General features: G+C 49.9%; 10 protein-coding genes. 7 read left to right on the top strand and 3 right to left on the bottom strand.

Annotated features, from left to right (window positions below):
* Positions 1 to 40 precede the first annotated feature (40 nt).
* The 7 genes from AWB54_RS11310 to pyk all read left to right on the top strand — a co-directional run bounded on the left by AWB54_RS11310 (position 41) and on the right by pyk (position 8,177).
* Entirely contained in the window at positions 41 to 214 is a 174-nt protein-coding gene (locus tag AWB54_RS11310; RefSeq protein WP_153014716.1) for a small, acid-soluble spore protein, alpha/beta type, read from the top strand.
* Between the two features lie 225 nt (positions 215 to 439).
* Positions 440 to 571, top strand: coding sequence for a hypothetical protein (locus AWB54_RS16540; RefSeq protein WP_268873648.1), 132 nt, complete (start codon positions 440 to 442; stop codon positions 569 to 571).
* A 99-nt stretch (positions 572 to 670) separates the two neighbouring features.
* Positions 671 to 1,141 (top strand): YbaK/EbsC family protein, encoded by a 471-nt coding sequence (locus AWB54_RS11300; protein WP_061214711.1) that lies wholly within the window; start codon positions 671 to 673, stop codon positions 1,139 to 1,141.
* Between the two features lie 18 nt (positions 1,142 to 1,159).
* Entirely contained in the window at positions 1,160 to 4,552 is a 3,393-nt protein-coding gene (locus tag AWB54_RS11295) for a DNA polymerase III subunit alpha (RefSeq protein WP_061214710.1), read from the top strand.
* A gap of 25 nt (positions 4,553 to 4,577) precedes the next feature.
* Complete coding sequence (gene mtrB / locus AWB54_RS11290) at positions 4,578 to 4,829, top strand: trp RNA-binding attenuation protein MtrB (RefSeq protein WP_061214709.1); 252 nt, start codon at positions 4,578 to 4,580, stop codon at positions 4,827 to 4,829.
* A 107-nt stretch (positions 4,830 to 4,936) separates the two neighbouring features.
* Entirely contained in the window at positions 4,937 to 5,893 is a 957-nt protein-coding gene (pfkA, locus tag AWB54_RS11285; protein WP_061214708.1) for a 6-phosphofructokinase, read from the top strand.
* Positions 5,894 to 6,428: 535 nt separating this feature from the next.
* Positions 6,429 to 8,177: a pyruvate kinase gene (gene pyk, locus AWB54_RS11280; protein ID WP_061214707.1), complete on the top strand. Its 1,749-nt coding sequence runs from the start codon at positions 6,429 to 6,431 to the stop codon at positions 8,175 to 8,177.
* Between the two features lie 69 nt (positions 8,178 to 8,246).
* Here pyk and AWB54_RS11275 read toward each other — a convergent pair whose 3' ends face one another.
* From AWB54_RS11275 to AWB54_RS11265, 3 genes are all read right to left on the bottom strand, one after another.
* Positions 8,247 to 9,926: a putative ABC transporter permease subunit gene (locus tag AWB54_RS11275; RefSeq protein WP_061214706.1), complete on the bottom strand. Its 1,680-nt coding sequence runs from the start codon at positions 9,924 to 9,926 to the stop codon at positions 8,247 to 8,249.
* Positions 9,919 to 10,647 carry an ABC transporter ATP-binding protein gene (locus AWB54_RS11270; protein WP_061214705.1) on the bottom strand — a complete coding sequence of 243 codons (729 nt, stop codon included), beginning with the start codon at positions 10,645 to 10,647 and terminating at the stop codon, positions 9,919 to 9,921. The genes AWB54_RS11275 and AWB54_RS11270 overlap by 8 nt, the downstream gene beginning before the upstream one ends.
* Positions 10,648 to 10,899: 252 nt before the next feature.
* Positions 10,900 to 11,661, bottom strand: coding sequence for a Uma2 family endonuclease (locus AWB54_RS11265; RefSeq protein WP_061214704.1), 762 nt, complete (start codon positions 11,659 to 11,661; stop codon positions 10,900 to 10,902).
* Positions 11,662 to 12,076: the final 415 nt, after the last annotated feature.

Here is a 12,076-nt window from a genome sequence, read left to right as displayed (position 1 = left end):
TTAAACCATTTCCACTAAGAAGAAGAAAAAGAAAAAGGTCTTGAGTGAGAAGGATCTGTTAAAAATAGAGATTGCCAAAGAACTGGGGATATGGGAGCAGGTAGAGAAAGAAGGCTGGGATTCCTTGAGCAATGCCACCTGCGGTCGGGTAGGGGGGCTTATGAGCAAAAGACTGCGGGATAGTGGAGCAGGAGATAAAAAAAAGCTGCTGTAGGGTGTTGGTTGGGGCCGGAAAAAGGCGGTTAGCGACTTTTCAGGGTGGAAATGCCACCCTTTTTGCTTTTTTATGAAGGCAAAGTTCCAGCTTTTTTAAGGTATGACTCCACTGCAAAAACCCTTTTGTTGCATAAGGGTTGCATAAATATACAAAGCGAGCGTTGGCGAAGCATGGATGCAACACCCGGCGAAGGCGAGCAGGCGAAAGGGGGCGAGCGACAGGATGTCGCGAGAGCGCTTCACCCATGGACGGGAGATTAGCGCGGTACCCCTTGAGCCGCGAGACAAGCCGCAGGTGTTGCCCATGCGAAGCGCCCTGTCGGGCACAACTGATGCTCCCTGCGGTCGCTATTAAGGACGCTGGAGCGGTATATTTATACAAGCCAATGAATATTATAACTTTTTGCAGAAGAATCAAGGTATAATAAAAAGACAAAGCAGGAGGTATATAGCAATGGACGAGATTGAAAGAGTAAGGCTTTATCTAAGCGAGAAAAATCCGGAATTGAAAATTATTGTACTGGAGGAAGACACCAGTACGGCCCCTCTGGCGGCACAGGCTCTGGGTACGGAAGTGGGACAGATTGCCAAATCGATTTTATTCAAAAGCAATGGAGATAAATATTTCATGATAGTAGCGGCGGGAGATGTAAAGATGGATAACAAAGCTCTCAAACAACTGCTGGGGAGCAGACCCAGAATGGCGAATGCTGAAGAGGTCCTGGCGGTTACCGGCTTCAATGTCGGGGGTGTCTGCCCATTTGCCTTGCCGAACCCGATTCCCATTTTTCTCGATGAAAGCCTCAAGCGTTATGATGTAGTTTATGCGGCCGCAGGGACAGCCAATACCGCCCTTCCCATATCCTACGAGGAATTGATGCGACTTACCGGAGGGTCACCCTGCCGGGTTGCGCGTGATAATTAGGAAACAGGATGATGATTTATGCCGGGTAGTTTTGTTCACTTACATAATCATTCCGAATACAGTCTTCTGGACGGAGCCTGCCGCATCAAGGACCTGGTAAACCGGGCCGTGGAACTGGAGATGCCGGCGGTGGCCATAACCGACCATGGGGTGCTCTACGGGGTAATCGATTTTTACCGCGAGGCCCGCAAAAGAGGAATCAAGCCCTTAATCGGCTGTGAGCTCTATGTGGCCCCGCGCAGCCGTTTGGATAAGGAAGCCCGTATCGATGACAATCTTTATCACCTGACTCTGCTCTGCAAGAATGAGCTGGGTTACAGGAACCTGGTACAGCTGGTAAGCCGGGCTTTCCTGGAAGGTTTCTATTACAAGCCCCGGGTGGATCAGGAGCTCCTGGAAAAATACCATGAGGGTTTAATCGCCCTCTCCGGTTGTGTGGCCGGGGAGATACCCCGCCTGCTCCAGAGCGGGGATTACCTGGGAGCCCGGAATAAAGCCCTTTATTACCAGGAATTATTTGGATCGGGAAATTTTTACCTGGAATTGCAGGATCATGGTTTACAGGAGGAAAAGGCAAGCTTGCCCGGCCTGCTTCGTCTCAGCCGGGAAGATAATATTCCCCTGGCGGCCAGCAATGACTGCCATTACCTGAGGAAAAAAGACGCCCAGGTACATGATGTGCTTCTATGTATTCAAACCGGCTCAGTGGTAAACGATGAAAAACGCCTGCGCTTTTCGGGCAGCGAATTCTATATGAAAAGCCGGGAGGAAATGGCCGCGCTTTTCCCGGATTGCCCGGAGGCATTGGAGAACACTCTGAAGATTGCCGATGAGTGCAATCTCGATTTTACTTTTGGCGAATACCATTTACCCGTATTTGAACTGCCGCCGGGACATAGTGCCGAGTCTTTCCTTAGTGAAATGGTACATGAGAAGTTCCGCCGCAAATACCCTGATGCGCAGGAGAAGATAATCGAGCGCCTGGAATACGAGTTAAGGGTTATAAATGAAATGGGCTTTGCCGCCTACTTTCTTATTGTGCAGGATTTGGTCAACTGGTCCCGGCAAAACGGGATTCCGGTGGGACCGGGAAGGGGCTCGGCGGCAGGAAGCCTGGTGTCTTATGTGTTGGATATTACCACTATCGATCCCCTGCGTTATGACCTGCTTTTTGAACGCTTTCTCAACCCGGAAAGGGTGAGCATGCCGGATATCGATATTGATTTTTGTTTTGAGAAGCGGGACCGGGTAATAGAATACATCATAAGCAAATACGGAGCCGACCGGGTGGCCCAGATTATAACTTTCGGGACTATGGCGGCCCGCGCCGCCATTCGGGATGTGGGACGAGCCCTGGATGTACCTTATGGGCAGGTCGACCGTATTGCTAAAATGGTGCCGGCTGAACTGGGGGTCAGCCTGGAACGGGCCCTGGAGATTTCGCCGGATCTTTTTACGGCTTACCAGAGTGATTATAATACCCGCAACATACTGGATATTGCCCAGGCTATCGAAGGTATGCCGCGTCATGCATCTATTCATGCTGCCGGAGTGGTTATCGGCCGGCAGAGTTTAAGCGAGATTCTTCCCCTGCAAAAAACTCCGGAAGGCCATGTGCTAACCCAGTTTACCAAGGAGACGGTAGAAGATATCGGGCTGCTAAAAATGGATATACTGGGTTTGCGTACCCTGACTGTGATAGACCGGGCCCTGGAGATAATCAAGAAGACCCGGGGCGAGGATATTGATATTAGCAGCATTCCCCTGGATGACGAAGCGGTTTACAAACTGCTGTCTGCCGGGGATACGGCCGGAGTCTTTCAATTGGAGAGCGATGGTTTGCGCCGCTTGCTCTGCGAGATGAAGCCCGACCGCTTCGAGGATATTATCGCGGTAATAGCGCTTTACCGCCCGGGTCCGCTGGGCAGCGGCATGGTGGAGGATTTTATCAACCGGAAAAACGGCCGCCAGGAGATAGAATATATCGATCCCTTGCTGGAGGATATACTGAAGGAAACCTATGGGGTTATTCTCTACCAGGAGCAGGTGATGCGGGTGGCCAGCGAGCTGGCCGATTTCACCATGGGTGAAGCCGATGTTTTACGGCGGGCCATGGGCAAAAAGAAGGCGGAGGAATTGATGGCCCAGCGGGATAAATTCATAGCCGGAGCAGCCCGGAAAGGGATTGGCCTGGCCACCGCCAGCCATCTCTTTGACCTTATGGAAAGCTTTGCCGGCTATGGTTTCAACAAAAGCCACTCAGCCGCCTACGCCCTGATTTCCTACCAGACCGCTTACCTAAAAGCCCATTACCCGGTGGAATACCTTTGCGCTTTTTTGAGCAGTGTAATAGATAATCAGGATAAAGTAGTTTCCTATATTAAAGAATGCCGGAGACTGGGGATAAAGGTACTGCCCCCGGACATTAATGAAAGTTATGAGAACTTCAGCGTGGCCCGGGATGCCATTCGCTTCGGCCTGGGGGCGATAAAGAATGTAGGGCAGAATGCGGTGAAAAACATTGTAGAGGCGAGAAAACAGGGGCTTTATACCTCCCTTTTTGACTTTTGCCGCCGGGTGGATCTGGGGCAATTGAACAAGCGCATGCTGGAAAACCTCATACTGGCCGGTTGTTTTGACTCGCTGGATTTTAGCCGCAAAGGGGCCTTATCCATTATGGAGGAATGCGTTAATCTCTCTCTGGCGATAAAACAAAATGAATGCAGCCAACAAGGCTCTCTTTTCGGGGATGAAATGGAGATGGTGGAAGAGCCGATTATAAAGCTGAAGGGCGAATATGAACCCCGGGAACGGTTGTTAAAAGAGAAAGAGGTACTGGGCTTTTTTGTTTCCGAGAGTCCCCTGGATGAATTCCGCTCTCTGTTACCCCTGCTCAGTACCCATTGTTTGGAAGATATTAACCTTTGGGAAGAAGAATCCTATGTTCGCGTGGCGGGGATAGTGGTGAATTTAAGCCGCCGGGTCAGTCGCAAAGGGGAGAGTTATGCCCGTTTCTTCCTGGAGGATCTGGGCGGGAGGATCGAAGTGCTGGTTTTCCCTTCGGCCTACCGGAAGAATGGTGATCGTCTGGAGGCGGACCGGGCAGTAATTGTAGAAGGCTACTTCGACCGGCGTGAGGAACAGCCCAAAATAGCCTTGCGGAAAACGGGCCCCATACCGGAGTCGTTGCGGGAAATGCATCTTCGCCTGGCCGGGAATGGCAATGGCGAAATGGATAGAAATAAGCTGGTAAAACTTATGCAAAAATACCCGGGGGATATTGAAGTCTTTTTGCACTTGCCGGGACGCCGCCTGCTGGTCTTGAATGAAAAATTCAATGTTTCCCCCAGCCAGGATTTAAAGCAGGAATTGGCGGCTATTTACGGTCCGCAGAATGTCTGGTTCAATTAGGACTTTTAGGGAAGGAGCAGAGCATATGAATGATAGTGGCTATATAGGAGAACAATATATTGTGGTTAAAGCCCTGGAGAATGGGGTAACCATTATAGGATTAACCCGGGGCAAAGACACCAAATTCCATCATACGGAAAAACTGGACAAAGGCGAGGTAATGGTACTGCAGTTTACTGAACATACTTCAGCCGTGAAGATCAGGGGACATGCCGAAATACTTCATCGCTACGGAATGAGTACCAGCGAAAGTACAATAAGCAGCAAAAATCCTTAAAGATACTGGCATATAACTTACTTTGCAAGCTAAATAATGCATTTTGCTAAATGCGAGGGGCAAAAAAAGAGGGCTGCCGGTGTCTGGTTCCAAAGGGGGAAACCGGCTTGCAAAAAATAGGAATATTGACCAGTGGGGGGGACGCATCAGGCATGAACGCCGCTATTCGGGCGGTGGTCAGAACAGCCCTCTATCATCAGATGGAGGCTTATGGCATACACCTGGGATTTGAAGGATTAATGGCCGGGAATTTTGACCCTATGTCCCGGGGGTCGGTGGCCGATATCATTCACCGGGGGGGAACCATATTGCAGACCTCGCGCTCACAAATCTTCATGACCGGCAATGGGCGGGAAAAGGCCCGGGATGAACTGCAGAAACGGGACATTCAGAACCTGGTCATAATAGGCGGGAACGGGAGCCTGCGCGGAGGTTATGAGCTTAGCAAACTGGGAATAAATGTTATAGGAATTCCCGCTACCATAGATAACGACATAGTATATACCCGTTCCATCGGTTTTGACACCGCTGTGAATACAGCTCTGGAAGCCATCAACCGGATCAGGGATACCGCTACCAGCCATGGGCGGATTTTTATTATTGAGGTTATGGGGCGGCATTGCGGGGAGATTGCCCTGGCGGCAGGTGTGGCCGGGGGAGCTGAATCCATCCTGATACCGGAAATCGAGACCGACCTGGATGAGGTTACCAGAAAGATCAAGCAGGGAACCCAAAGGGGCAAGCTGCACAGCATAATAATACTGGCTGAAGGGGTTTACCCGGTGATGGAACTGGCCCAGGAAATAGAAAAAAGAACCGGCAAGGATACCCGGGTCAGTATCCTGGGACATACCCAAAGAGGGGGCACGCCCACGGCTGTGGACCGGATAATGGCCTCACGCATGGGTATGGCCGCAGTGGACTTTATCGTGGAAGGTAAAAGGAATGTAATGGTGGCGGAAGAAGGAGATAGAATTCTTCCGGTTCCGCTGCAGGAAGTAATTAGGGGAAGCAAAACCCCGGAACTGGCAATGTTTGAGATAGCCCGAATACTCTCTATTTAACTGTTGAGACAAGAGGACGCCGGGGTGACACGGGGACGGGGTTGTTGACAAAATTCCTTCTCTCTAAACCCTATTTTCGTATTAATCCTTGACTCCACTGCAAAACACCTTTTGTTGCATAAGGGTTGCATAAATATACAAAGCGAGCGTTGGCGAAGCATGGATGCAACAACCAGGCGAAGGCGAGCAGGCGAAAGGGGGGCGAGCGACAGGACGTCGCGAGAGCGCTTCACCCTTCGGGTACGCCTGGTGTTCCACCCTGCGGGTGTCACTATTAAGGTTGCCTCCCATGGATGGGAGATTAGCGCGGCACCCCTTGAGCCGCGAGACAAGCCGCAGGTGTTGCCCATGCGTAGCGCCCTGTCGGGCACAACTGATGCTCCCTTCGGTCGCTATTAAGGACGCTGGAGCGGTATATTTATACAAGCCAATGAATAATAATAACTTTTTGTAATAGAATCATCCTTGTATATCAGAACCGGCCCTATGATATACCCAAAGACTATCCCCATGTCAGAGTGAAGGAGATGGCTTTATGAGAAAAACCAAGATTATATGTACCATTGGCCCGGCCAGCGAGCAGATTGAGAACTTACTGCTTATGATAGAGGCCGGCATGAATATCACCCGCCTTAATTTTTCCCATGGGAGCTATGAAGAACACCAGAAGAGAATTGCCAACATACGCGAGGCCCGTAAGAAGGCGGGAGTACCGGTAGCCATAATGCTGGATACCAAAGGACCGGAGATAAGAACTGGCTTGCTCAAGGCCGGAAAGGTGAAGCTGGAAGCCGGGCAGCGTTTTGTGCTCACCACCCGCCAGGTAGACGGAGATGAACACCTGGTACAGATCACCTATGATCGCCTGCCCCAGGAGGTGGAAAAGGGCAACAGCATACTGCTGGCTGATGGCTTGATTAATCTGCAGGTGCTGGAGACCAGCGATACGGACATTATTTGCCAGGTGGTCAATGGTGGGGAACTGGGAGAGAGGAAAGGAATCAATGTACCCGGAGCTCGTATAAACATGCCTTTCCTCAGTGAAAAAGATAAAGAGGATATTAACTTTGGCATAGAGCAAGAAGTGGACTTCATTGCCGCTTCTTTCGTGCGTACAGCGGATGATGTGCTGGAAATAAGGCGTCTTTTGGAGCGGCGGGATGCCGACATAGATATAATAGCCAAGATTGAAAGCCAGCAAGGGGTAGAAAACCTGGAAGACATTATCAAAGTAGCTGATGGGATAATGGTAGCCAGAGGGGATTTGGGAGTGGAGATACCGGCGGAGGAAGTACCGCTGGTGCAAAAGAACATCATAGAGAAATGCAGTCCCCGAGGAAAGATGGTGATCATTGCCACCCAGATGCTGGATTCCATGATAGTAAACCCCCGTCCCACACGGGCGGAAGTTTCCGATGTAGCCAATGCTATTTTTGATGGTGCCGATGCCATTATGCTTTCAGGAGAAACAGCTGCCGGGAAATACCCGGTTGAAGTGGTCAAGACCATGGCCCGCATAGCCGGGCGGGCGGAAGAAGTGTTGCCTTACCAGGAAATCTTGCGGCAGAGGAGACTGCAAGGAGAGCTGTCCATAACGGATGCTATCAGCTTTGCCACCTGTGCCACCGCCATGAATTTGAACGCCTCGGCCATAATTACTCCTACCGTAACCGGTCTTACCGCCAGGATGGTAGCCAAATACCGGCCCCAGGCCAGTATTGTCGCCGTTACCACTGAAAAGCGGATATTGAACAAGCTGGCTCTGGTGTGGGGCGTCTACCCCCTCTTGATTCCTGAAACCTCAGGCACCGATGAATTATTCGAAGAATCGATAAAAGCGGCCTTAGAGTCTTCCTATATTAACAACGGAGACCTGGTGATATTGACTGCCGGAGTGCCCATCGGTTCCCCGGGAGGCACCAATCTTTTAAAGGTTCATGTTGTAGGCCGGATTATGGCCCAGGGTATGGGCATAGGCAAAGACCCGGTTACCGGGAGGGTAAGAATAGTAATTTATCCGGAAGACATGGAAAAGATTAAAGACGGGGACATCGTTGTAACCACCAGTGCCGACTGTGCCCTGGCCCCCCACCTGTCCAGAATTGCCGCCCTGGTAGCGGAGGAAGGAGGCCTGACCTCCAATGCGGCTATTATGGGTTTGAATGCAAACATTCCCGTCATTGTAGGAGCCAGAAACGCCACCGGTCTATTGGAGGACGATATGCTGGTCACCCTGGATACCCCTCATGGCCGGGTCTACCAGGGAATTGCCCGGGTACGCTGATAATTTCGGAAGTTTAAACTACGAAAGAGGCAAAATTGGTTCTACTGCTTACTATGGCCTCTTGTACGGCTATCCTTCCAGCTCATGGCAGCGTCTAACTCCCCAGGTCATGAGGAAATAGTACAGGAACAGGGCGGCCAGCCCGAACCCCAGCAGTATGAATAAGGCGGCCTGAACCGGGGTATGGATATACCGGATTACTATATAAATAATACCTCCGCCGAGCAGTATGGCCAAGAGCATGGAAAAAATCACATTGAAATTCTGCTTGAAGGCTTGTTGCTCGTTTTCCCAATTGAGTTTGGGGTTGTATAGATCTATAAGCAATCCCGCTTCTACAACCGGGATGACAGCCACCAAGGTCACCCCCACCAGCATGGCTATCAAATAATTGTCCAAAGGCATCAAAACTCTCGCCGCTATTATCATCAAAACCGCGCCGCTCATTCCCAGCAGATAACCGGACAACAGTTTGGCCAGAATCTGTTTGCGGTAGGAAAGGGGAATATATTTGGAAACATATAATTCCCTGCCCTCCCGTGATATCGAAGTGGCGGTAACAGCGTTGGAGCCGATTATAAAAACAATACCCCCGACAATTATAGCCATGATAATAGTCTGCCCCCGGGGTTCACTTAAGAGCTTTTCCCAAGGCATAGTAGTTTCTTGATTGCGCCCCTGGATAAAAAATGGAATAGTCAGCAGTACGGGGACCAGCAGATTGGTCATTACACTGTTGATAAAATAAGTCGGGGTCCGAAACAGCAAACGCATTTCTTTGGCCCAGTATGACAGGAGCGGCGGCAGACCCTTGCCCGCCCGGCGGTAATCCGCTTCACTCAATTTCTTCCTTTTTACCGTGGTTTCCGTGGAGCCCACCAAACCTTTAAAATACAACTTATCACCGGTGAGCCAGGCTAGAGCCACCACCAGCAATGAAAGCCCGGCAAATACCAGCAGGTTCACCAGCCCGCTTAGCTGATCGGCATTGATCAAGGCCAGCCCCAAATAGCGGGTGGAGGGAAAGACCCGGCTCATCAAGTTCATCAGACCGCTGCGGTCGGTGAGCAGGTGCTGCAAATATGCGGTGTCCATGGCATTGGGACCTGATTTTTGAAATAGGAATTGGTAGCCTACCGCCAGTACGATGACCACCAATCCGCCCAGAATCTTCAGGAGGTCTTTGCGGCGGCTCAAGTTGGCAAACCGCATAATGATGACCGTTGGTATGGTAGCCAGCCCCAGGGGCAGCAAGGGAACCAGGGCAAAGCCAACCAAGGCGTACAGCCAATACAGAACGGAGGCACCGCTCTTGATCCCGTAAACCAGCAGCGGGGGCAGTAAAAAAGGCAAAGCGCTCAGGTATTCGTTGACCAGCACCACCGAGAAGCGGGCCCCCAGCACCTGATAGCCGCTCAAGGGCAAAGCCAGCAGGCTTTGGGCGTCATCGGCAAAATAGAAGAAATTGATGATATAGAAAATCCCAAATAGAAACACAATGAAACTCACCAGTACAATACCCAAAGTCAATATGGCTCCCTCCTGTCCCAGCGGAGCCAGCGCGTCAAAACCCCGAACCAGCAGCTTGACGTACAGAGCAATAGTTGGAGCCAAGGCTACAATGATCAGGAGCACCAAGCCAATCTTTTTGAAATATGGCTTGCGGTTCTTCGAGGTTTTCATTTGGAAAATCGAAATGCCGAAATAATTTATTAATAAGATTTTTAGCAAAGCCCAGAATCTATGCATTTTCCGTCAACTCCAGGAACAGATTTTCCAATGACCGGTTTTCCCGGGCATGAGTGCGGATTTCCTCCAGACTGCCGCAGAAAATCATCCGCCCTTTGTTGATTATAGCCAGGCGGTCACATACCTTTTCGGCCACTTCCAGCACATGGGTGGAGAAGAAAACCGTTTTGCCGGCATCGGCATGTTCACGCATCATTTCCTTCAAATCATAAGATGAACGCGGATCAAGGCCGGTCATCGGTTCATCCAAAATCCAAACCGGTGGATTATGCAGCAGGGCTCCGATCACCACGATTTTCTGTTTCATGCCATGGGAATAACTCTGAATCAGATCGGCGGCGGCCGTTGACATTTCAAAGCGTTCCAGCAGTTTCTGAATGCGTTCCACCCTGATTTCAGAGGAAACCTGATAGACGTCGGCCATGAAGTTCAGGTATTCGATGCCGGTGAGGCGCGAGAAAATATTGGGGTCGTCAGGTACAAAGCCGAACTGCATTTTGGCCTCCAATGGGCTGTCTTTTATATCCCGGCCGTTGATTTTGATGCTGCCCCGGTCGGCATTGAGGATTCCGGTAATCATTTTGATCAGGGTAGTCTTCCCAGCTCCGTTGGGACCCAAAAAGCCGAATATCTCCCCGCCTTGGACGGTCAGGCTGACATCGTCCACCGCCTTGACCTGGCCCCGGTTGTAGCTTTTGGATACTCTGCAGATTTCTATCATATAACTCTCCTAACCTTCAAGAAACTTGCCGTTAAGCTACTTTCTTACACATATTTACATACTGCATCATAGCATAGCAATAAGGAGAAGACAAATTTCAAGGCAGAGTAAAGCACCGTAATTTTTAAACATCGGAAGAACCGATCTATTTGTGGCTTTGCGGGAAGACCGGCCTTACCGGAACAGCATGAGCTGGGAGCAGATTGCCGGAATCATGAACGAAATGCCCAGGCCGGCGACCTGGAAATATCCCTATATCTCTCTATTCCACAGGGCTTTTAAGGCGATGGACAGGCCGGGAAAATCCGGATGTTCCACCAACTCCTCTTCCATTCCGCCCGCCACCAAGGCGTATACACCATCATGCCAGGCGAAACACTCAAGCGTTTTTTCCTGGGGATTGACCAGCCAATAATGTTCTACCCGGGCCTCCTGGTAAATCCGTCTTTTTTGCAAACGGTCTTTGCGGGTGCTGGAAGGAGACATAACTTCCACAACTAGCATGGGCGGCCCGTCAATCCGGGTATCTTTTACAATAACTTCCTGTTCGCTTGCAACATAAAGCAAATCCGGCTGGACCACGTTAACATCATGCAAGGTAACATCCAAGGGTGCATTAAAGACCTCACCCTTGGGATCAACCTTCCAGAAGTAATCTTCCAGGATTCTTTGCAACCTGCGGGAAACCCGCTGGTGCATAACATTGGGTGCCGGTTCTTTTATCAACATGCCGTCAAGAATCTCGAAATGATAACCCGGCTCTTCCGGCAAGAGCAGGTAATCCTGGTAGGTAAGCTTCCTGGGTTCCTCAGTTTCATACGGGGATGCACTTTCCTGAATGCTGCCGTTACTCAGTGCTTTGATTACATCGTCCTTTTTATAGCGGTACTGCTTGTTGCCCAGTTCAATGTAAGGTATTTTCTTTTCCCTGGTGTATCTCCATATCGTTTCCACCGAAAGATGCAGGGCTTCGGCCAGAGCCTGGGCCGTTATCAATTCCTTATCCATGCTCATGAAACCACCTCCATCATAATTATAAGCAACCTGTAAACTATAATCAACTATAATCAACTAAAGTTGACCGTTATCAATAATAAAATCCGTTAGAAAGTAATTATAACACCTGATTACGAATGGCATATTTATGGCATTATTAACGAAAATTATTCTATTGTGACAATACATAGGGGAATATGAAGGAAAATCGTGGTTGTTTGTTTAATGATTACTATGCTAACAAATAGGGAATTGTGCGGAAATGTTGGAAGAATCCAAGATTTGCGATGTTTTGTTCTCGGCTCTTTCGTCTAATAAAGAGAAGGCGCAACGTGCCTGGTACAAAATAGGAAACAGGAGTTAACCATTTACCAGCTTCCCATTATCCATATTTGGTTTTGCCCATTAGGCTAATGATGCGAATGGTTAACAG

The sequence above is a fragment of the Syntrophomonas wolfei subsp. methylbutyratica genome (assembly GCF_001570625.1).
GTDB classification, from domain to species: domain Bacteria; phylum Bacillota; class Syntrophomonadia; order Syntrophomonadales; family Syntrophomonadaceae; genus Syntrophomonas; species Syntrophomonas methylbutyratica.
Note: the sequence above shows the minus strand (reverse complement) of the source record. Positions and strands in the feature narration are given on the sequence as shown.

Coding starts and splice junctions, on each gene's coding strand:
- AWB54_RS11275 (WP_061214706.1), bottom strand. CDS start 9,926: ATGCATAGATTCTGGGCTTTGCTAAAAATCTTATTAATAAATTATTTC.
- AWB54_RS11265 (WP_061214704.1), bottom strand. CDS start 11,661: ATGAGCATGGATAAGGAATTGATAACGGCCCAGGCTCTGGCCGAAGCC.
- AWB54_RS11270 (WP_061214705.1), bottom strand. CDS start 10,647: ATGATAGAAATCTGCAGAGTATCCAAAAGCTACAACCGGGGCCAGGTC.
- pyk (WP_061214707.1), top strand. CDS start 6,429: ATGAGAAAAACCAAGATTATATGTACCATTGGCCCGGCCAGCGAGCAG.
- mtrB (WP_061214709.1), top strand. CDS start 4,578: ATGAATGATAGTGGCTATATAGGAGAACAATATATTGTGGTTAAAGCC.
- AWB54_RS11300 (WP_061214711.1), top strand. CDS start 671: ATGGACGAGATTGAAAGAGTAAGGCTTTATCTAAGCGAGAAAAATCCG.
- AWB54_RS16540 (WP_268873648.1), top strand. CDS start 440: ATGTCGCGAGAGCGCTTCACCCATGGACGGGAGATTAGCGCGGTACCC.
- AWB54_RS11295 (WP_061214710.1), top strand. CDS start 1,160: ATGCCGGGTAGTTTTGTTCACTTACATAATCATTCCGAATACAGTCTT.